16 protein-coding genes are annotated in these 20733 nt (G+C 73.5%); 12 read left to right on the plus strand and 4 right to left on the minus strand.

Annotated features, from left to right (window positions below; translation table 11 throughout):
• Positions 1-32: 32 nt before the first annotated feature.
• The 3 genes from PV343_RS25670 (at position 33) to PV343_RS25680 (ending at position 3230) form a co-directional block, all read left to right on the plus strand.
• The gene (locus tag PV343_RS25670; RefSeq protein ID WP_319149321.1) at positions 33-782 is read left to right on the plus strand and encodes a GntR family transcriptional regulator; all 750 of its coding nucleotides are present in this window, start codon (positions 33-35) and stop codon (positions 780-782) included.
• 26 nt (positions 783-808) lie between these two features.
• Entirely contained in the window at positions 809-1963 is a 1155-nt protein-coding gene (locus PV343_RS25675) for a type ISP restriction/modification enzyme (RefSeq protein ID WP_319149322.1), read from the plus strand.
• A 70-nt stretch (positions 1964-2033) separates the two neighbouring features.
• Positions 2034-3230: a CaiB/BaiF CoA transferase family protein gene (locus tag PV343_RS25680; protein WP_319149324.1), complete on the plus strand. Its 1197-nt coding sequence runs from the start codon at positions 2034-2036 to the stop codon at positions 3228-3230.
• Positions 3231-3322: 92 nt separating this feature from the next.
• On the opposite strand, the gene PV343_RS25685 is transcribed toward PV343_RS25680, so the two are convergent.
• The 3 genes from PV343_RS25685 to PV343_RS25695 form a co-directional block, all read right to left on the minus strand.
• On the minus strand, positions 3323-3592 hold the full coding sequence (locus PV343_RS25685) for a hypothetical protein (RefSeq protein WP_043475115.1): 270 nt from the start codon (positions 3590-3592) through the stop codon (positions 3323-3325).
• Between the two features lie 126 nt (positions 3593-3718).
• Complete coding sequence (locus PV343_RS25690; RefSeq protein WP_319149325.1) at positions 3719-4537, minus strand: anti-sigma factor; 819 nt, start codon at positions 4535-4537, stop codon at positions 3719-3721.
• Entirely contained in the window at positions 4534-5076 is a 543-nt protein-coding gene (locus PV343_RS25695; protein ID WP_319149374.1) for a sigma-70 family RNA polymerase sigma factor, read from the minus strand. The genes PV343_RS25690 and PV343_RS25695 overlap by 4 nt, the downstream gene beginning before the upstream one ends.
• Positions 5077-5285: 209 nt before the next feature.
• On the opposite strand from PV343_RS25695, the gene PV343_RS25700 reads away from it, so the two are divergent.
• The 4 genes from PV343_RS25700 (at position 5286) to PV343_RS25715 (ending at position 12083) form a co-directional block, all read left to right on the plus strand.
• Positions 5286-6827 carry a DUF4331 domain-containing protein gene (locus PV343_RS25700; RefSeq protein WP_319149326.1) on the plus strand — a complete coding sequence of 514 codons (1542 nt, stop codon included), beginning with the start codon at positions 5286-5288 and terminating at the stop codon, positions 6825-6827.
• 91 nt (positions 6828-6918) lie between these two features.
• On the plus strand, positions 6919-8715 hold the full coding sequence (locus PV343_RS25705; protein WP_319149327.1) for a tetratricopeptide repeat protein: 1797 nt from the start codon (positions 6919-6921) through the stop codon (positions 8713-8715).
• The gene (locus tag PV343_RS25710) at positions 8712-10436 is read left to right on the plus strand and encodes a sulfite exporter TauE/SafE family protein (protein ID WP_319149329.1); all 1725 of its coding nucleotides are present in this window, start codon (positions 8712-8714) and stop codon (positions 10434-10436) included. The genes PV343_RS25705 and PV343_RS25710 overlap by 4 nt, the downstream gene beginning before the upstream one ends.
• A 45-nt stretch (positions 10437-10481) precedes the next feature.
• A complete protein-coding gene (locus tag PV343_RS25715; RefSeq protein WP_319149330.1) occupies positions 10482-12083 on the plus strand; it encodes a serine/threonine-protein kinase in 1602 nt (533 codons plus the stop codon).
• Between the two features lie 110 nt (positions 12084-12193).
• Here PV343_RS25715 and PV343_RS25720 read toward each other — a convergent pair whose 3' ends face one another.
• On the minus strand, positions 12194-13000 hold the full coding sequence (locus PV343_RS25720; protein ID WP_319149331.1) for an SGNH/GDSL hydrolase family protein: 807 nt from the start codon (positions 12998-13000) through the stop codon (positions 12194-12196).
• Positions 13001-13314: 314 nt separating this feature from the next.
• Between PV343_RS25720 and PV343_RS25725 the strand changes: the two genes are divergently transcribed.
• From PV343_RS25725 to PV343_RS25745, 5 genes are all read left to right on the plus strand, one after another.
• Positions 13315-13779, plus strand: a complete 465-nt coding sequence (locus PV343_RS25725; protein ID WP_319149332.1) for a hypothetical protein — start codon at positions 13315-13317, stop codon at positions 13777-13779.
• Between the two features lie 387 nt (positions 13780-14166).
• Positions 14167-14988 (plus strand): glycosyltransferase family 2 protein, encoded by an 822-nt coding sequence (locus PV343_RS25730; protein WP_319149333.1) that lies wholly within the window; start codon positions 14167-14169, stop codon positions 14986-14988.
• Positions 14985-15971, plus strand: coding sequence for a glycosyltransferase family 2 protein (locus PV343_RS25735; RefSeq protein ID WP_319149334.1), 987 nt, complete (start codon positions 14985-14987; stop codon positions 15969-15971). Before PV343_RS25730 ends, PV343_RS25735 begins: the two co-directional genes overlap by 4 nt.
• Complete coding sequence (locus PV343_RS25740) at positions 15968-16768, plus strand: polysaccharide deacetylase family protein (RefSeq protein WP_319149335.1); 801 nt, start codon at positions 15968-15970, stop codon at positions 16766-16768. Before PV343_RS25735 ends, PV343_RS25740 begins: the two co-directional genes overlap by 4 nt.
• The gene (locus PV343_RS25745) at positions 16761-20714 is read left to right on the plus strand and encodes a lipopolysaccharide biosynthesis protein (protein WP_319149336.1); all 3954 of its coding nucleotides are present in this window, start codon (positions 16761-16763) and stop codon (positions 20712-20714) included. The genes PV343_RS25740 and PV343_RS25745 overlap by 8 nt, the downstream gene beginning before the upstream one ends.
• Positions 20715-20733 lie beyond the last annotated feature (19 nt).

A 20733-nucleotide genomic window follows, 5' to 3' on the forward strand; every position in this document is an offset into this window, starting at 1 on the left:
CCGAACGTTCCCCACCAGGTACGGATAGCCATGTGACCTCCTTCGCTCCGGATTCGATCGTCCTGAACCGCAAGCTGCCGCTGTGGTACCAGGTGTCGCAGTCGCTGCGCGCCTCGATACTCGGCCGGTCGCCGCGCGACCCGCTGCGCCTGCCCACCGAGGAGCAGCTGGCCGGGCACTACGGTGTCAGCGTGCTGACCATGCGGCAGGCGCTGAAGGAGCTGGAGGACGAGGGGCTGATCAGCAGGCACCGGCGGCGCGGCACCTTCATCGAGCCCGGGGTGCGGCGCGGGGCGCCGGTGCGGTTGCTGGGCTCCGTGGACGCGATCGTGGCCCAGCAGTCCGGCATGACGACGGAACTGCTGGACCACGGGCACGCGCCCGTGGCCGGCGAACTCACCGAGTACTTCCCGGACCTCGCGGAGGTGGCGACCTACCACCGGCTGCGCAGCGACGAGAAGACCGGTGAGCCGACCAACCACGCCCGCAACCACGTCCGCCCCGAACTGGCGGCGCGCATCGACCGGGAGGACCTGGTCCGCTGGCCGATGACCAAGGTGCTGCGGGACGTCGTGCGGGCGGACATCAGCCGGATCACCGACACCGTGGAGGCGCGGCTCGCCGACCCGGAGACGGCGCGGCTGCTCCAGGTGCCGCTGCTCAGCCCGATCCTGCACTACACGGGCGTCACCTACGACGCCCAGGGCCGGGTGCTGGACGTGGCGGTCATCCACTACCGCGGCGACCGCTTCTCCTTCACGGTGACCTTGGACGCGACCTGACCCGGCCGGCGGGACGAGCCCGTACGATGCCCAGCGTGACGCACGACGACGCTCCGCCGCTGGCGGACCTCATGCCGTGGTCCGTCGCACCGCTGCGGCTCGGCCGCGCCTGGCCGACGGCACCCGACCCGGCCTCGCTGAAGGCTCGCTGGGACGCTCTGCTCAAGGCGGACGGGCCGGACCGGGAGGCCCTGTTCGAGCCGACCCGGGCGCGCACCCTGCGGTCGGCGGTGGGCCAGCTCCCCGGCCGGGCCGGCGGCACGGAACGGCTGGTGCGCGCCGAGGGCCCCTGCGCCGAGCCTGTGCGGGTGCTGGCCGCACCCTTCGACGAGCAGTGGCTGATCCCGGACCACCGGCTGATCGACACGGCCCGCCCGGAGCTGTGGCGGGTCGCGGACGAGCACCAGGTGTTCGTCGTCGAGACGACGGGCGACGACGACCCCCTGCTGGCGACCTCCCACCTCCCCCTCCTGCGCACCGGCCGCGTCCGCCCGCTCCACCGCCGTCCCGGGGGCGGCGAACCCAACCTGGCACCGGGCCTGCTGGACCACCTGGCGGCCCGGCTGGGGTTCCGCCCCGGCGCACCGGACGTGCTGGCCTGGATCCTCGCCGCCGTCCGCCCCGACCTCACGGTGCCGCTCACCGGTGACGCCGAGATCTGGCACCGTGGCGTGGAGTTGGGCCGGCGCGCGCTCTGGCTGATGCGCCGTGACGGCGAGCGGCCCAAACTGCCGGGCGGCCGCCGCCCCTACGTCCGCGCACCCCTGCCCGCGCGGCCCGTCACCCTCCACTACGACGGTGACGAGGAGACCCTCCACCTGGACGAGGGCCGTATCTCCCCGGTCCCGGTCCAGGCCTGGGAGTACGAGGTGGCCGGGGTGCGGGTACTGGAGGCGTGGTTCGCGGCCCGCACCGCACCGGCCGCACCCGGTGGTCTCGAAGCCGTCCGGCCGGCGGCCTGGCCCCAGGCGTGGACGTCGGAGCTGCTGGAGCTGATCACCGTGCTGACCCTGCTGGGCGGGGTGCGTCCGCCGCGGGCGGAGCTGACGGTGACCTCCCCGGTCACGGTGGCCGAGCTGCGCCGGGCCGGCGTCCTGCCCGTGCCGGAGGCGTCCCGCCGCCCGGCCTCGGTCCTGGACCACCACGAGGAGGGCCCGGAGGGCCAGTTCGTGCTGCTCTAGGCCGTGTCCGCGCTGCTCCGGCAAGGGCCCCTGCTGACAGAACCGCCGGCCGGAGGAGATCATCCACCCCATGGACCTTCTCCCGCTGCCCCTGGAGGGCATCACCGTCGTCGCCGTCGAACAGGCGGTGTCCGCGCCGTTCGCGACTCGGCAGCTCGCCGACCTGGGCGCCCGGGTGATCAAGGTGGAACGGGTCGACGGCGGTGACTTCGCGCGCGGCTACGACACCGCGGCCGGCGGCCTGGCCTCGCACTTCGTGTGGTGCAACCGCGGCAAGGAGTCCCTCGCCCTCGACCTGAAGGACCCGCGCGGTCTGGACGTCGTACGGCGGCTGGTGGCGGACGCCGACGTGTTCGTGCAGAACCTGGCCCAGGGCGCCGCCGCCCGGCTCGGTCTGGACGCGGCCACGCTGTGCGCGGCGCACCCCCGGCTGATCGCCGTGGACATCTCGGGGTACGGCGGCTCGGGCCCGTACGCGGACAAGCGGGCCTACGACATGCTCGTGCAGTGCGAGGCGGGGCTGGTGTCGGTGACGGGGACGCCCGGGCAGCCCGTGAAGGCGGGGATCCCGGCGGCGGACATCGCGGCGGCCATGTACGCCTTCTCCGGGGTGCTGGCGGCCCTGGTGCGGCGCGGCACGACCGGGCGGGGCGGGCCGGTGGAGGTGTCCATGCTGGAGGCGCTGGCCGAGTGGATGGGCCATCCGCTGCACCACGCGATGCACGGCGGCGAGCCCCCGGCCCGCACCGGTCTCGCGCACGCCGTCATCGCGCCCTACGACGCGTACGCGACGGCGGACGGCGGACGGGTGCTGCTGTCGGTGCAGAACGACCGCGAGTGGCGGCGACTGGCGGAACAGGTCGTGGGTCGGCCGGAGTTGGGGACGGACCCGGACTACGCGACGAACGCCGCGCGGGTGGCCAACCGGGAGCGGACCGACGCGCTGGTCGCGGGCGCCCTGGCCGCGCTGGACGCCGATGAGGCCGTGGCCCGGCTGGAGAAGGCCGGCATCGCCTGCGCGCGACTCAGGGACCTGCACGAACTGGCCGAACACCCTCAGTTGGCGGCCCGGGAGCGGTGGCGCCAGGTGGGGACGCCGGTCGGGCCGCTGAGGGCGTTGCTGCCCCCCATCACGCTGCCGGGCGGGGACGAGGCACGGATGGGCGACGTGCCCGCGCTCGGGCAGCACACCGAAGCACTGCTGCGTGCCGTGGGGATGACGGACGGCGAGATCGCAGCACTGCGCCGGGACGGTGTGACGGCCTGAGCGCGGGTCCTGGAAGTGGTTTCCGAGGAGGCCGGTCCGGTCCGGTTCGACCGGGGGCCGCTCAGCGGCGGTTGAGCCGACGGTCGGTACCGCTAGTGACCGCCGAACAGCGAACGGCGCAGCCGGCGCAGCGGAGCGAAGAGGGAGACGCGGCGAACCCGCGCGCCCCGGTCGCTGCGCTTGTGCGCGGTGTCACGTGCCGTCAGCTCCAGCATCAGCGAGGTCGCCTCGATCGTCTCCCGCTGCGGTATGGCGGGACCCGCCAGCACCGACAGATGGCGGTCGAGACGCGAACTCGTCGCGCTGCTCCCGCAGGTGATCGCAGGGACCCTCGCCCTGCTGCGCACTGTTATCTGCTCCATGTCACTCCCCACCCGTACGAGTCCACCCGGCCCGGGCAGGGTAACCCTATCGTCCCGGTGGGGCGCGCGTGTATCGCGGTCACAGGATTCACCTTCCCCACAAGGAGGTTGACCATCCCATTTTGACTACTCTCCGAATCCGACCGATTTCAGGGTGAGTTGGACAACCGGCTGGCTGGTGGGCTGCACTGAGCCGCCGTCGGGCTCCACGGTCACGGCGAGTGACGTCGAGGACGGGTCGAGCCCCTTCGCCACGAAGGGCGTGTCGCCCGCGAAGAGGCCCAGGGAGCGCGGTTGCACATGGGGGCGCATGAGCCAGAGCTGGTGGACGCGACCCCCGGACGGGGTGCCGTATCCGCTCAGGGTGACGACGGCCCGCCGCTCCGATGCGGAGGCGATCACTCCGATACCGCGGCCGCGGGCGTCCGTGCTGCCGGCGGCGCGCGCGTCCGGAGCGGCGAGAACGTGGGCGATCTCACGTGCCCGGTCCCGCTCGGCGTCCAGCCGCGCCTGGGTGTGGTGCGCCTGGACCGCGAAGAGCGAGGCGACGACGAGGGCCGCCGCGGCGGTCGCCGTGGCGAACGGCGCGAACAGGGGGCGTCCCCGGGGCGTACGGGTGCGCGCGGGCGGCGGCTGGACGCCCCAGACGTGCGGCGGGAGCTGGGGGGCGCGCTCCCGGGCGGGCCCCTGCGGCTGCTCCTGCGGGAGGGTGCGGACGGCGGCCAGGACCCGGTCGCGCAGCGCGGCCGGTGCGGGGGCTGCCGTGGACCAGGCCAGGCGGACCGCGTCCTCGGCCAGGGCCCGGACCTCGTCCGCGCAGCGGTCGCAGGAGCCGAGGTGCTTCTCGAAGCGGCGCCGCTCCCCCGGTTCGAGGGCGTCGAGCGCGTAGGGCGCGGCGAGGGAGTGCAGGTCCTCGCGGCCCAGCAGGCGGCCGATGACACTCACGCGGCACCTCCCAGGCACTCGCGCAACCGGGTGAGCCCGTCGCGCATCCGCGTCTTGACCGTGCCCAGCGGCAGTTTGAGCCGCTCGGCCACCTCACGGTAGGTGTAGCCGTCGTAGTAGGCGAGGGTCACGGACTGGCGCTGCAGCGCGGTGAGCCGGTCGAGGCAGCGGCGCACCCACTCGCGCTCCAGGCCCGCCTCCACCTCCTCGGCCACGTGATCGAAGGCGGGTTCACCGGCGCGCAGCGCCTCCCGCTGCTCGCGTTCTCCGGCCGCGCGCGCACTGCGCACCCGGTCGACGGCGCGGCGATGGGCGAGGGTGAGGATCCAGGACAGGGCGCTGCCGCGCCGCGGGTCGAACCGGGCGGCGGAGCGCCAGAGTTCGAGCAGCACCTCCTGGGACACCTCCTCGGACTGGGCGGGGTCGCGCACGATCCGCCGGACGAGTCCGAACACCGGTCCCGAGACCAGTCCGTAGAGATCCTCGAACGCCCTCTGGTCGCCGCCCGCGACGAGTACGAGGAGTTCGTCCGCCTCCACCCCGGCCGCCCTTCCATGGCCGCAGCCGGCCCTGCCTCTGGCTCCACGCATCCGCACGAGCGCACACCTCCGGCGGTTGATACGGATCAGAGGGCCGAAAACGCGGGTCCGGAACGCCGAAAAGATTTTTTCCGTCCGACCAATCCGATTCGGCGCCCGGCTCCGTATACCCGTCCGTCAAAGGCAAGTCGGCACTGAGGACGGACGGCATGACACCTCTCTTCTCCAGGAGCGGCACAGGACGCAAGGGCCTGGTCTCGCTCATCTGTGGCGCGCTGGCCGCCGGGGGGCTCGCAGCCGCCGGCGTCGCCACGCTGGAACCCGGGGCGGCCTCCGCCTCCTCCCACCGGGAGGCCCCGCTGATATCGGGGACACCGCAGTACGACAACACGGACCTGTACGCGTTCGTCAGCCCGGACAAGCCCGACACCACGACGATCGTGGCGAACTGGATCCCGTTCGAGGAGCCGGCCGGCGGGCCGAACTTCTACACGTTCGCGGACGACGCCCAGTACGACATCCACGTGGACAGCAACGGTGACGCGCAGGACGACCTGCTGTTCCGCTACACGTTCAAGACGCACACCAAGAACGGCAACACGTTCCTGTACAACACCGGTCCGGTCACCAGCCTCGACGACCCCGACCTCAACATCACGCAGACGTACGACATCGACCTGATCCGGCTGAAGCACCAGCACATGGTGTCGCGGACGAAGGTCGCGGACGACGTGCCGGTCGCGCCGTCGAACGTGGGCAAGGCGTCCATGCCGGACTACGGCAAGCTGCGTACCCAGGCCGTGTACAAGGCGGCGGGCGGCGCCGCGACCTTCGCCGGCCAGGCCGACGACCCGTTCTTCCTGGACCTGCGGGTCTTCGACCTGCTGTACGGCGGCAACCTCACCGAGGTCGGCCGGGACACCCTCAAGGGCTACAACGTCAACACGATCGCGCTGCAGGTGCCCAACGACCTGATCCGCGAGTCGTCGAAGCAGCCGGTCGTCGGCATCTGGTCCACCACCCAGCGCCGTAACGCCCAGGGCTACTACGCACAGGTGTCGCGGCTGGGCAACCCGCTGGTCAACGAGGTCGTGAACCCGCAGAAGGACAAGGACCGGTTCAACGCCTCCCAGCCCGCGTACGACGGGCAGTTCCTGAAGAACGTCACCAACCCCGAGCTGCCCAAGCTGATCGAGTCGATCTACAAGATCAAGGCGCCGGCCGAGCCGCGCAACGACCTGGTCGACGTCTTCCTCAAGGGCGTCAAGGGTCTCAACCAGCCCCCGAAGGTGCGGCCCGCGGAGGAGCTGCGGCTGAACACCTCGATCAAGCCGGCCATGCACCCCAAGCGGCTGGGCGTCCTGGACGGCGACAACGCGGGCTTCCCCAACGGCCGCCGGCTCACCGACGACGTGGTGGACGAGGCGCTGCAGGTCGTGGAGGGCGAACTCGTCGGCTCCAAGAACGACCTGGGCGACGCGGTCGACAAGAACGACAAGAAGTTCGAGAAGTACTTCCCGTACGTCGCCGAACCCACCTCGGGTTCGCGCGGCGCGCTCGCCAAGGGCACGACCTCCGGCGCGGACGTGCGAAGCCAGCTCGGTGACGCGCTCTCGCCGGCCGGCTCGTCCTCCGGCGGTTCGGGCGACACGGTCCTGATCGCCGCCTCCGCGGCCTCGGGCGCGGCCGGGATCCTGCTGATCGGCACCGCCTTCGCGTGGTGGCGCCGCCGGATGCAGCGCCCGTACTGACCCGCACCCCACCGACCGGCGCGGCCCGTTTCCCCTTCCCCCACGGCGGGCCGCGCCCTTTGCTCCACCCACCAGGCGACCGAGGAGAGGCATGTCCGCGCGCACGTACGACGAGGAGCCCGGCGACACCGACGAGCGCACCGCGGCCGTCCGCCGGCCCCGGCCGGAAGGGCCGGCAGGGCCTGACGCCCGCGAACCCGGCGCCCAGGAACCCGGCGCTCACGACCCCGTCGGCGACGAGCGCATCACCGCCGTCCGCCGGATCGGTGCGGAGCGGTCACCACAACTGGTCCCCGCCGCAGCGGACTCGGCGGCTGCCACCGCTCCCCCCACGGCGACGGACACAGCGCGCCCCGGCACATCCGTCCCCCCGGAACCCGCGTCCGCGGAACTCACCGTGGGCGAAGCCGCGGCGGCCGGCGGCTCCGCGGTCGGGGCCCCGCCCCTTGTGGAGGGGGCCCGCCGGGAAGCACCCGCCGGGCACGACGCCCACGAACCCGACACCCACGAATCCGTCGGCGACGACCGTGTCGCCGCCGTGCGTCGGGTCGCCGCTGCCGGGCGACGGTGGCGGGGGGTGCGGCTCGTCGGGTGTGCGGCGCTGCTGGCCGTGGCGCTCACCGGTGGGGCGATCGCGTTCGGGGCCGCACGGGACCAGGGTTCCGTGGCCGTGGCGGCCTCCTCCAGCGCCGTCGATCCGGGGGCGCTGGGCAGCGGGAACCTGGACGCGGGGATCGCCGCCCTGCAGAACCACCTGCGGTCCCAGCCGAAGGACGCCGGCAGTTGGGCCACCCTCGGCCTGGCCTACGTCGAGCAGGCGCGCACCAAGGGGGACCCGGCCCGTTACCCGCAGGCGGAGAAGGCGCTCCAGCGGTCCCTGGCCCTGGCCCCCGGCAACGACCAGGCGCTGGCCGGCCGGGCCGCCCTCGCCGCCGCGCGGCACGACTTCAAGGACGCCCTCGTCTGGTCGGACCAGGCGCTGAGCCGGAACCCGTACGGCGAACGCGCCCTGTCCTCGCGCATCGACGCCCTCGTCGAGCTGGGCCGGTACACCGACGCGGCCCGCGCCGCCCGGACCGCCGACGACCGCAAGCCGGGCGTACCGGTCTTCACCCGGTACGCGTACGTGTACGAGCTGCGCGGCGACGTGACGACCGCGCGGCGCGTGCTCGAGCAGGCGCTCACCGCCGCCACCTCGCCCGGCGACGTGGCGTACGTGGCCGCTCAGCTCGGCCAACTCGCCTGGAACCAGGGGCAGTACGACGCCGCGCTCGACTACTACGCCCGCGCCCTGGCCGCCGACGAGAACTACCTTCCCGCGCTGGAGGGCCGGGCCCGGGCCCAGGCGGCCACCGGCCGCCGGGACGAGGCGATCGAGGGCCTGCGGACCGTGGTCGCCCGCTATCCGCTGCCCGGGCCGCTGGTCGAACTGGGCGAGCTGTACGAGGCCAGGGACGGGGCCGGCGACCGGGCCAGGGCACGCGAGCAGTACGCGCTCGTGGACGCCTGGATCGCCCTCGCCCGCGCCAACGGCGTCAACGCCGACCTCGACACCGCGCTGGCGGCGGCCGAACACGGCGACAAGGCGTCCGCCCTGCGCGCGGCCCGCGCCGAGTGGGCCCGCCGCCACACGGTGCACACCGCGGACGCCCTGGCCTGGGCGCTGCACGTCAACGGCCGCGACGGGGAAGCCCTCGGCTACGCCCGCAAGGCCACGGCGACCGGCTACCGCAGCGCCGCCTTCCGGTACCACCGCGGGATGATCGAGCTGGCCACCGGCCACACCGGGGCCGGCCGCGCCTCACTGCGGGCGGCCCTGAAGCTGAACCCCGGCTTCTCCCCGCTGGGCGCGGCCGCGGCCCGTAAGGCGCTGGGAGCCGCCGAGTGAACCTGCGCCGCCCGGTGGCCTCGGCCGCCGCCGTACTCACCGCCGCCTGCGCCCTGCTGCTGGCCCCGGCCGGGGCGGCGAGCGCGCACCCCCTCGGGAACTTCACCGTCAACCGCTACGACGGTCTGGTCACCGCCCCCGGGCAGGTGCGGATCGACCACGTGGAGGACCTCGCCGAGATCCCCGCCACCCAGGCCGGGCCCGCCGTCCGGCGCCTCGGCCTGCCCGCCTGGGCCGAGCAGCGGTGCGCCGGGGCCGCCCGGGAAAGCAGGCTCACCGTCTCGGGGCGTTCCGTCACGCTGGCCCCCGGTTCCGCGCGCGCCGCCCTGCGCCCCGGTCAGGCCGGGCTGCACACGCTGCGCGTGGAGTGCCGGTTCACCGCGCCGCTGCCCCGCGGCAGGACCGTCACGGTCGGCTTCCACAGCGCGGGCGCCACCGGCGGCCCGGGCTGGCGGGAGATCACCGCGCGCGGCGACCGTACGACGCTCACCGCGACGGACGTGCCGAAGGCGTCCGTCTCGCACGAACTGACCACCTATCCGAAGGACTTGCTGTCCTCCCCCGCCGACACCGTCGACGCCTCCCTGCGGGTGCGCCCCGGCGGTCCGGCCCTCGCACGGGAGCGGCAGGACGCCCCCGGCGCCTCCGTGCTGCCCCGGGGCGCCGACCGCTGGACCCGTGCCCTGGACGACCTGGTGGCCCGGCACGACCTGACCGTGGGCTTCGCCGCGCTGGCCCTGCTCATCGCCGTCGTGCTCGGCGCGATGCACGCCCTCGCGCCCGGTCACGGCAAGACGCTGATGGCCGCGACGGCGGCCGCGCGTGGGGGCCGGGCCAGGCTGCGGGACGTGCTGCCGCTGGCCGCCTCGGTGACGGTGACCCACACGCTCGGCGTGGTCGCCCTGGGCCTGCTCGTCACGGCCGGCTCCGCGGCCACGCCCGCGGTGATCGCCTGGCTGGGCATCGCCAGCGGCGCCTTGGTGCTGGTGGCGGGCGCGAACCTGACCCGGCGGGCCTGGCGCAACCACGCGCACGAGCGCCTCCACGCGGCCGCACCCGCCGCCGCACCCGTCCAGGTGGCGGAGCGCCTGCCGGTCGCCGTGGGCGCGCACCGCGCGGAGGCCCACCCCCACCCACACGCTCATGCGCACGTCCCCGACCGGCACGACCACGAGCATGACCACGGCCACGCCCATCCCCACGACGATGAGCACGGCCACGACCACCACCATGACCCCGAGCACGACCACGCCCACCACGCCCCGCACGAACATGCCCCGCACGAACACGGCCACGAGCACGCGCACAGCCACAGCCACAGCCACGCCGTCCTCGAACACACCCACGGCGGTCACACCCACAGCCACCCCGTCGCCCCCACCCTGCGCGGCACGATCCTGCTCGGGTTCGCCGGTGGCCTGGTGCCCAGCCCGTCCGCGGTCGTCGTGCTGGTCGGCGCAGCCGCGCTCGGCAAGGCGTGGTTCGGGCTGCTGCTCGTCGTGGCGTACGGCGCCGGTCTCGCGCTGACGCTCACCGCGGCCGGGTTCGCCGTCGTCCGGCTGGGGTCGGGCGTCAGCCGCGTCCTGGACCGGCGTCCGCGCTGGACCGGGCACCCGCTGGCCGGCCTGCTGCGCCGGACCCTGCCGCTCGCGTCCGCGCTGGTCGTGCTCGCCCTGGGTGCCGGATTGGTGCTCAAAGGGGCGGCAACCGCGCTGGGCTGAGCTACTTTTGTGTTGATATCGCGTCAGATGCCGTGGGGGGACTCCGTGTCCGAAGAGCCGGGCCGTGAACGTGTGATCGCGGACCGTTACCGTCTGCTGTCCCCGCTGGGCGAGGGCGGCATGGGCACCGTGTGGCGCGCCCGGGACGAGGTGCTGCACCGCGAGGTGGCCGTCAAGGAGGTGCGGGCCCCGGCCGGGCTGGACGTCGCGGACGTCGAGCGGCTGTACGCGCGGCTGGAGCGGGAGGCCTGGGCGGCGGCCCGGGTCGGGAACCGCAACGTGGTCACGGTGTACGACGTGGCCATGGAGGGCGGGCGCCCGTGGATCGTGATGGAGCTGGTGCGGGGCCTGTCGCTGGCCGACCGGCTCGACGCCGAGGGCCCGTTCCCCCCGGAGCGGGCGGCGCACATCGGCGCCGAGGTGCTGGCCGCGCTGCGCGCCGCGCACGCCGCCGGGGTGCTGCACCGGGACGTGAAGCCGGCCAACGTGCTGCTGGCCGACGACGGACGGGTGGTGCTCACCGACTTCGGCATCGCGACGGTCGAGGGCAGCTCCGCGCTGACCATGACCGGCGAGGTGATCGGCTCGCCCGAGTTCCTCGCCCCCGAGCGGGCGCTGGGACGCAACCCTGGCCCCGAGTCGGACCTGTGGTCGCTGGGGGTGCTGCTGTACGCGGCCGTGGAGGGCAACTCCCCGTTCCGGCACGACACTCCGCTGAGCACCCTGCGCGCGGTGGTGGACGACGAGCTGCCCGAGCCCCGGCGGGCCGGGCCGCTCGCGCCGGTCATCGAGGGGCTGCTGCGCAAGGACCCCGCCGAACGGCTGTCCGCCGAGCGGGCCGAGCAGGATCTGCGGACCGTGGCGGCGGGCGGAGCGGCCCGCACCCGGCCGCTGCCGTCCTCGCCGTACGCCCCGACGGTCGCCGCCCGGCCGCACCGTTCCGCGCCCACGCCGCCGGTGCCGCTGCCCACCGGGTACCCGGAGCCGCGCACCACGGCGGCCGGTCCGGAGCGCGGACGGCGTACGGGCGCGGTGCTGGTGGCCGGTCTGCTGGCGGTCGTCCTGGCGGTCGCGGGGCTCACGTACGCGCTGCTCGACCACGGGCGCGGGGGCGGCGACGGGAGCGAGGACGCGCGCACCGGACGGGCGAGCGGCACCGCGCACTCCCCCCACGCGAGCACCGGCACCGGCACCGGCACGAAGTCCGAGGCGCCGCCGCCGCCGAGCAGTGCCGCGCCGAGCAGCCGGCCGGCCCAGTCGGTGCGGGTCACGCTGGCGGGTGCGCACACGACGTACGACGGCACGTGCCCGCCGCCGGCCGCGCAGGCGCCCGCGTTCACGGCGACGTTCACGGTGGGCCGGCTGCCCGCGCAGGTGGAGTACCGGTGGGTGCTGGCGCACGGATCGGTGTCCGACCCGGGGTGGAAGACGCTGTCGTTCCCGTCCGGCGGGGACACCACCCGGCAGGTGCGGGTGGTCGTGACCGCCTACTCCGACAGCGGGACGGTCGAGAACGGGATCAGCGTGGAGGTGCGCGCTCCGGTGCGGGCCACGTCGAACGCGGTGCCGTTCACGGTGACGTGCGCGACGACGGCCACGGAGACCCCGTCGGACGGGGCCTCCGCATCCCCTTCGGCCTCACCCTGAGCAGGCGCTCCGGGAACCACGGGAAGAAGCACACGGGGAACCACACCGTGCGTTCACCCTGACGGGTCAGGCTGGGAGAGGTCTCGCGTTGACGATGCCGGCCGTGCGGCTCAGGCCGCGTTGGTGAGCACCGGCAGATAGCCACCGGACTGGCCGGTCGCCGTGGGGTGGTACGACTCGCCGATGTCGAGCCAGTTGAGGCTGTGCAGCCAGGAGTCGCCGGAGCAGATCTCGTGGCCGGTGAACGGGGTGCGGACGTCGCCGAAGACGAAGTTGTGGTCCAGGGCGCGCTTCTGGATGGCGCTGTCCAGGTAGTCGGCCGCGCTGTTGATGGCGGACCGCTTGGTGTCGGAGAGCCCGATGCAGGTCTGGCCGATCTTGTAGAAGCGGGGGTAGCCGATCACGACCACCCGGGCGGACGGGGCCTTGGCGCTGATCGCGTTGTAGACGGCGTCGAGCTTGCCGGGGAGCGTCGAGTCGACGTACGCCTTGGCGGTGTTGATCCTGGCGAGGCAGGTGCTGTCGGAGCTGGTGACACAGGTCGTCATGACGTCGGAGAAGCCCGCGTCGTTGCCGCCGATGGTGATGGACACGAGGCCGGTGGAGGAGCTGAGCGAGCCGAGCTGGTTCGCCAGCACGTCGTCGGTACGGGCGCCCGAGCAGGCGTTGAAGGCGAACGAGGACGGGCTGTGGGCGGCGTTCCACAGGTACGGGTACGCCTTGGTGCTGCGGTCGCAACTGCCGCTGGAGCTGATGTAGCTGCCTGATCCCACTCCGGAGGAGTAGGAGTCGCCGAGCGCCACGTAGCCGCCGGTCGCGGCCGTCGGTGAAGCCTGCGCCGTGGCGGCCCCGGTCAGACCGAGACCGGTGGCGAGGAGGAGCGAAGCAACGAATCCGGTAAGTCGGGAACGTCTCATGGAACCTCCCTTTAGCAGGATCTCTGCCATAACTTTCGTAGCAACTACGCGTGTTGAACGGAAGTGTCCATGCCAAGACTTTTCAGCTCTCAACGACGTCTCGACCGGATCGCCCCAGGAAGTTCACGCGCCCAGGGGTTGCGTGCACATGCCATCCCAGTCGGACATGTCGATGAAGCGTCAATTCCGTTCAGCGGCAGCCGGAGATCCTGCGATGGGAACACATGTTTAAAGAAGGGGTGCCGTCTTGACGGCCCCGCGCGGCTGCGCGACATTGAAGCCGACATCCGGCGCCTTGGGGGGCAAAGTCGCCAATGCAGACGTTACGCATCAAGACACCTTCGACGGACGGCGCCGGAGGCGACACCGAGCGGACCGGGACAGGACCGGGGAGGGACCTGTCACCCCTGCTCGCGGGGGCGGCCACGGCCGTCGCCGCGGTCGGCGCGACTCTCGCGCTCACCGACGCGGGCACACCACTGCGCGGCCCGTGCACGCTGTTCTTCCTGCTCGCGGCACCCGCCGCGGGCATCGGGGCGGCGCTGCGCGGGCTGGAGACGTTCGGCCGGGTGGTCGCCGCGCTCGCGGGGGCGGTCGTGCTGAACATGCTGGTCGCCCAGGCGATGCTGGCGGTGCACCGCTGGTCGGTCCGCGGCGGCGTCGTCGCGGTGACCGTGCTCAGCCTGCTCCTCCTCCTGCCTCTCCTGGCGCACCGGATCCTCGCTCACCGCATCCCCGCTCACCGGGAACGGCGTTCGAGGAAACACACACAAGAGTGACCAATCACGGCCAAAGTTGTGTAACGGCCAAACCAACAAAAACGTGAGACTCGTTCCAGGTCTTGCCATAATGCTTCAATCGTCAATACCGTCGTACGTCACCCGCATCGGTCCGTCGGCACGCGGCTCAGGGGAGGGCTCAGGGCCGTGACGTTCCGGCGCGGGGCGCGGTAGGGGGGTGCCGTGCTCGGTGACCGCACGTGTCACCGAGTCGTGCCGCGCGACCGCCTGCCCTCTCCTTCGGGCAGGCCGGCCAGCTTTGCCAGCTCGTCAGGGTGCACGGAGATCGATCCGCCGTGCCCGCGACGAGAACCCCCCTTTCGAACCGGACACAGAGCCGGGCCGCCCAGGGGCGGGCGGTCCACCGGACGAGAGGGACACACACTCATGAGTTCCGTTCTGCATCCGCCCAGTTCGGGCAAGAATCCGCTGATCGCCACCCACTACCGGCCCATCTCCTCCCACCTGGCGATCACCCCGCCGGTGAGCGTGGTGATTCCCGCCATGAACGAGGCGGAGAACCTGCCGTACGTCTTCAAGTCCCTTCCGGGCTGGATCCACGAAGTCGTCCTCGTCGACGGCAACTCCACCGACGACACCGTCGAGGTCGCGCGCTCGCTGTGGCCCGCGGTCAAGGTCGTCGAACAGCGGGGCAAGGGCAAGGGGGATGCCCTGATCTCCGGCTTCGAGGCGTGCACCGGCGACATCGTCGTGATGGTCGACGCGGACGGCTCGGCCGACGGGGGCGAGATCGTCTCCTACGTCTCCGCGCTCGTCTCGGGCGCCGACTTCGCCAAGGGCTCGCGCTTCGCCAACGGCGGCGGCACCGACGACATGACCTTCATCCGCAAGCTCGGCAACTGGGCGCTGTGCACCGTCGTCAACCGCAAGTTCGGCGCCCGCTACACGGATCTGTGCTACGGATACAACGCGTTCTGGCGGCACTGCCTCGACAAGATCGACCTCGACTGCACCGGCTTCGAGGTCGAGACGCTGATGAACATCAGAGTGGTCAAGGCGGGTCTGAGGGTGCAGGAGATCCCCAGCCACGAGTACCTGCGCATCCACGGCACGAGCAACCTGCGCGCGGTCCGGGACGGGTTCCGGGTGCTCAAGGTCATCCTCGGGGAACGCTCCAACCGGCGGGAACTGCGCCGCCAGGAACACCACTCCCCGCTGCTCGACTCGGTCCGGGGAGAGGTGTCTTGAGAGATCCCGGCATCTCCGTCGTGATCTGCGTGTACACCGAGGACCGCTGGGAGGACATCCTCGCGGCGGTCTCCTCGGTGCGCGCGCAGTCGTGCCCGGCGCTGGAGACGCTCCTGGTCGTGGACCACAACGCCGCCCTGCTGGAGCGGCTGGCCCGGGAGTACGAGACGGACGCGGCGGTACGGGTGCTGGCCAACGCGGGCCCGCGCGGCCTGTCGGCCGGCCGCAACACCGGCATCGCCGCCTCCCACGGCGAGGTGATCGCCTTCCTCGACGACGACGCCGTGGCCGAGCGGGACTGGCTGCGCCGCTTCGCCGAGGGGTACGCCGACCCGAGGGTGATGGCCGTCGGCGGCCGCACGGTCCCCGTCTGGGCGTCCGGCCGGCGTCCGGCCTGGTTCCCCGAGGAGTTCGACTGGGTGGTGGGCTGCACCTACCGGGGGCTGCCGCCCGGCCGGGTCCGGGTCCGCAACGTCCTCGGCGGCAACGCCTCCTTCCGGCGTACGGCGTTCGAGGCCGCGGGCGGCTTCGCCACCGGCATCGGCCGCGACGGCGACCGGCGCCCGCTGGGCTGCGAGGAGACGGAGCTGTGCATCCGCCTCACCCGGGTCCGCCCCGACGCGCTGCTGCTCATCGACGACCGCGCGGTGATCCACCACCGGGTGCCCGGACCCCGGGAACGCTTCGCCTACTTCCGCACCCGCACCTACGCGGAGGGCCTGTCGAAGGCCCTGGTTGCGCGGAGCGTCGGCGCCGGCAAGGGGCTGGAGTCCGAACGCCGGTACACCACCCGGGTGCTGCCCGCGGGCGTCGCCCGGGGCCTCAGGGACGCGCTGCTCGCCCGGCGGGGCGGCGCGGGACGCGCAGGCGCGATCGTCGCCGGGGTGCTGACGGCGGCGAGCGGCTACGTGGTGGGACGGGTGCGCGCCCGGCGGGGCGGGACCACGTTCTCCGTCGTACGGATCGAGGGGGAACGCCCATGACCGACGCACCCGTGCCGATCCTCATGTACCACGCGGTGGCGAGCGCGCCCAACGACGCCACCCGGGACCTGTCGGTCGCTCCCGAGGCGTTCGCCGAGCAGATGGCGCTCATCGGGGACCTCGGGCTGACCCCGGTGACCACCGCCGGCCTCGCGGCGCACTGGCGCCGCGGCGGACCGCTGCCCGCCCGGCCGGTGCTGATCACCTTCGACGACGGCTACGAGGGCGTCCACCGGCACGCCCTGCCCGTGCTCGCCCGGCACGCCTTCCCGGCCACGCTGTTCGTCTCCACCGGCTGGATCAAGGGCGCGTACGACACCGGCGGCGGCCTGGACACCATGCTGGACTGGCCGCAGGTGCGCGACCTCGCGGACACCGGCGTCGAGATCGGCGGCCACAGCCACACCCACCCGCAGCTCGACCAGCTCGACGACGCGGCGCTGCGCGCGGAACTGCGGCACAGCACGGACGTCCTCACCACGGAACTCGGCACGCGTCCGGTGTCGTTCGCCTACCCCTACGGCTACTCCAGCCGCCGGGTGCGGCAGGCCGTGCGCGCGGCGGGGTACGGCCAGGCACTGGCCGTCGGCAACGGGCTCGCCCGCCGCCGGCAGGGCCCCTACGCCCTGCGGCGCGTCACCGTGCGCCGCACCACGGGCGTCGAGGAGTTCGAACGGCTGCTCCAGGGCCGTGCGATCGCCCGGAACTTCGCCAGGGACCGCGCCCTCACCAAGGGCTACGCACTCGTCCGAAGAGCACGCCAGGTCCGCCGGAAGGCCATCAGCTCCCGTGTCTGACACGACCACCACCACCGAGACCGCGCCGCCCGGGACCCAGGCGCCCGAACGGCCCGGACGCCGACTGCGCCTGCCCGGGGCGGGCCGCCCGGCCGGCGGCAGCCCCCTGTTCCGCAACGCCTACGCGCTGATGCTCAACACCGGCATCTCCGCCGTCCTCGGGCTCGGCTTCTGGCTGGCCGCGGCCCGCTACTACTCCGAGTCCGCGGTCGGCCAGGGATCCGCGGCCATCGCCGCGATGAAGCTGCTCGCCGGGCTGACCGCGGTGACCCTGACCGGCGCGCTGGCCCGCTTCATCCCGGTGTCGGGGCGGCGCACCGGCCGGCTCATCTTCCGTACCTACGCGGGCAGTTCACTGGTGGTGGCGCTCGCCGCCGGGGTGTTCCTGATGACCCTGGGCGCGTGGGGGCCGTCGTACCGCTTCCTGCACGGGCCGGTGAACGGGCTGGGCTTCGTCGCGGCCGTCGTCGCCTGGAACCTGCTCACCCTCCAGGACGGTGTGCTGACCGGGCTGCGCAGCGCGCCCTGGGTGCCGGTCGGCAACACCCTGTTCTCGGCCGTGAAGCTCGGGCTCCTCGTCGCGTTCGCCGTGGCCGTCCCGACCACGGGCGTCTTCGTGTCCTGGGTCGCCGCGATCGCCACCTCGGTGGTGCCGCTGGGCTGGCTGGTGTTCCGGCGGCTGGTGCCCCGGCACGTCCGGTCGACCGAGGGCCACGCCGAGCCGCCGGCGCTGCGCGAGATCGGCAGGTTCCTGGCCGGGGACTACACCGGGTCCCTGTTCTCGCTCGCCGTGGTCTACCTGGTCCCGGTGATCATCGCCTCGCAGGTCAGCGCCGAGGACAACGCGTACTTCTACATCACCACCACCATCGGCGGCACGACCAACCTGCTCGCCATCAACATGGGCGCGTCGCTGACGGTCGAGGGCGCGCACGATCCGGGGCGGCTCGCCGCCGACACCCGCGCCGCGCTGCGGCGGATGGCCCGGATCATGCTGCCGATCGCGGGCGCGCTGTTCGTCGGCGCGCCCTGGATCCTGGGCGTCTTCGGCGACGGCTACGCGGACGCGGCGACCCCGCTGCTGCGCTGGTTCGCGGTCGGCGCGGTGCTGCGGGTCGTGATGGAGACGCACTTCGCGGTGCTGCGCGCGCAGAGCCGGACCGCCGGACTCGCCTGGCTGCAGGGCCTGTTGTGCGTGCTGGTGCTCGGCCTGACCCTGCTGCTGCTGCCGCGGATGGGGCTGACCGGCGCGGGCGTCGCCGAGATCTCCAGCCTGACCGTGATCGTGGCGCTCGCGGCGCCGAGACTGTGGCGGACGGTCCGGGCGGCTCCCGCCCCCGTGCCGGACACCGCGGCACCGGACGGCGACCTCGCCGACCTCGGGGAGCCCTCCCGCCCCCGGCCGCGCACGGCCGGCCGCCCGCGCGGGGACGCCCCCGGCCTCCCGGCCGACTCCCCCACGCACCGGCACAGCCCGGGCTGGGCGCTGGAGAACGACACCCTCGCCCTCGGCATCCACGTCGACTTCGACCACGTCGAGCGCCGCCCCGACGTCCGCCCGGGCCCCGGCACCCCACCGGCCGGGGTACCCGTGCCCCGCCCGGCCGAGGAGCCGGAACCGGGCACCGAGGCCTCTCTGGGCCCGGCCGAGGCGGCCCTCCTGCGGAAGGCGGAGGAGGACTCCGACGCGCCGTTCAGCGGAGTCGACGCGCTGTTCGAGAAGTCCGACGGGCCGTTCGGCGAGGCAGACGCACCGTTCCACGAGTCCGACGCCCTGTTCCGCGAGGCGGAGGCAGCGGCCGAACGCTCCGACGCGCCGTCGGAGGACGTCTACGCGGCGTTCGAGCCTGCGGCGGTCACCGGCTTCGCGGACGGCGACGCCGTGCCCGACGAGCCGACTCCGCCCGTGCCGGCCGCACCGCGCGAGCGGGTCGCGCCCACCCGTTCCGGAGTGGTCCTCGGCTGTCTGCTGGTCGCGGCGCTGCTGCTGTACTGGGTGCCGGCGCTGCGACTCGGTGAAGGCGACCTCGACGGGATGGGCGGGCTCGGCCTGGTCTCCGTGCTGCCGCTGCCCACCCTGGTGGGGGCCGCGCTGCTGGTCACGGTGTTCGCCTCGCTGCTCTGGCTGCGCCGCGAGCACCGGGCGCTGCTCCTGGTCACCCTGTTGGCGACGGTGGTGTCCCTGCACGCGCTGCCGGCCGTGCTGGAGACCGAGCCGCGGTTCGCGACGGCGTGGCAGCACCTGGGTTTCATCGACTACATCGACCGCACCGGGTCCGCCGTGCCCGACCTGGACGCCCGCTGGAGCTGGCCCGGCTTCTTCGCGGCGGCCGCGTTCGTCGGCCGGGCGTGCGGGATCGGCGACTTCACGGAGATCATCCGCTGGTGGCCCACGGCCGTCCAGCTCGCCTATCTGGCCCCGATGGTCCTGCTGACGCGGTCGCTGCGGGCGAGCTGGCGGGCGAAGTGGACCGGTGTCTGGCTCTTCGTGCTGAGCGGCTGGGTCGGCCAGGACTACTTCTCCCCGCAGGGCTTCACCTACCTGCTGTACCTCGTCTTCGTCGCCGTCCTGCTGGTCTGGTTCCGCGCCCCGCGGGTGATCTGGTCCGTACGCCGCCCCGGCGAGGCCGAGGTGGCGCCGGCCGGCCGGCGCCAGCGCGCCGTGCTGCTGCTGGTGCTGATCGGCCTGTACGCGGCGAGCGTCCCGGCCCACCAGCTCACCCCGTTCGTGATGCTCGGTGTGCTCACGGCCCTGGTGCTGGCCGGCCGGTCGGAGCTGCGCGGGCTGCCCATCCTGTTCGCGGTGCTGGTGGCGGCCTGGGTCGGCTTCATGGCCGAGCCGTACTGGTCCGGCCACTTCGACGACCTGTTCGGCGGGGTCGGCGGGGTCGGCAGCAACGTGTCGACGTCCGTCTCCGGCCGTATCCAGGGCGGGAGTTCGACCCACAAGCTGGTCCTGTACACCCGGGTGCTGCTGGCCGGTTCGGTGCTGGCGTTCGCCGCTTGCGGCTGGTGGCGCAGACGCTCCCACCGGTACCGCGAGCGGTCGCTGCTGGTGCTGACCTTCGTGCCGTTCCTGGGCTTCGGCATGCAGTCGTACGGCGGTGAGATGGCGCTGCGCGTCTTCATGTTCGCGGTGCCGGGCGCGGCGCTGCTCGGCGCCCTCGCGCTGTTCCCGCGCGCCGGTGTCACCGCCGGGGAGCGGACGAAGAACCGGATCAGCCTCGCCCCGGTGGCCGCGCTGCTGGCGGGGCTGCTGCTGATGGGTGGCTTCCTGGTGGCCCGGTGGGGCAACGAGCCGTTCGAGCGGACCCGGCCCGGCGAGGTCACGGCCATGGACTGGGTGTACGCCCACGACCGGCCGACCGTACGGCTGCTGTGGCTGACCCAGGACCCGGTCAACGACGTGACCCCGGCGCTGCCGTGGGGCGCGCGGGACATGGAGCGGGTGAACTACGTGCCGACACAGGCACCGGTCGACCCGGGGCTGGTGTCCGGCCTGGTCAAGGCGCTCAGGGACGCGGGACCGAACTCGTACCTGATGGTCAACGAGAGCCAGGTGACCTATCTGGAGCTGGACGCGGGCTACGCGCGGACCTGGAAGGCCCGGCTGGTCCGGCACCTGGACGAACGGCGGGAGCTGACGCGCGTCCTGGTCGACGGCGACGTCACGGTGTACGCGATGCGCGAGCGGCCGGCGGGCCGGGTGCCGGCGCCCGACCCGGGGCCCGTCGGGCCGCAGGTGACGTGGACGCCCTGGTCGGTGGCGGGCGCGCTGGCCGCCGTCGCCCTGATCCTGCTGCTCACCGCCCGCGAGGTGGTCCGGGTCGCGCTGCGGCCGGGGGTGCGGCGACTGCGCTGGCTGCAGGGCAGTTTCTGGTTCTCGCTGCCGCTGCTCGCGCTGCTGCTGGCCTCGCTGGTGCAGCGGTTCCTGACCATGAAGTGACGGGTGCGGGGGGAAGGGC

Origin of the sequence: Streptomyces sp. WI03-4A, from assembly GCF_033792105.1 — a bacterium.
In the GTDB taxonomy this organism is placed as follows: domain Bacteria; phylum Actinomycetota; class Actinomycetes; order Streptomycetales; family Streptomycetaceae; genus Streptomyces; species Streptomyces collinus_A.

Bases quoted from the DNA above. Each gene is read 5' to 3' on its own strand.
- PV343_RS25675 (WP_319149322.1), top strand. From the start codon at position 809: ATGCCCAGCGTGACGCACGACGACGCTCCGCCGCTGGCGGACCTCATG.
- PV343_RS25725 (WP_319149332.1), top strand. From the start codon at position 13,315: ATGCAGACGTTACGCATCAAGACACCTTCGACGGACGGCGCCGGAGGC.
- PV343_RS25680 (WP_319149324.1), top strand. From the start codon at position 2,034: ATGGACCTTCTCCCGCTGCCCCTGGAGGGCATCACCGTCGTCGCCGTC.
- PV343_RS25740 (WP_319149335.1), top strand. From the start codon at position 15,968: ATGACCGACGCACCCGTGCCGATCCTCATGTACCACGCGGTGGCGAGC.
- PV343_RS25685 (WP_043475115.1), bottom strand. From the start codon at position 3,592: ATGGAGCAGATAACAGTGCGCAGCAGGGCGAGGGTCCCTGCGATCACC.
- PV343_RS25700 (WP_319149326.1), top strand. From the start codon at position 5,286: ATGACACCTCTCTTCTCCAGGAGCGGCACAGGACGCAAGGGCCTGGTC.
- PV343_RS25730 (WP_319149333.1), top strand. From the start codon at position 14,167: ATGAGTTCCGTTCTGCATCCGCCCAGTTCGGGCAAGAATCCGCTGATC.
- PV343_RS25720 (WP_319149331.1), bottom strand. From the start codon at position 13,000: ATGAGACGTTCCCGACTTACCGGATTCGTTGCTTCGCTCCTCCTCGCC.
- PV343_RS25705 (WP_319149327.1), top strand. From the start codon at position 6,919: ATGTCCGCGCGCACGTACGACGAGGAGCCCGGCGACACCGACGAGCGC.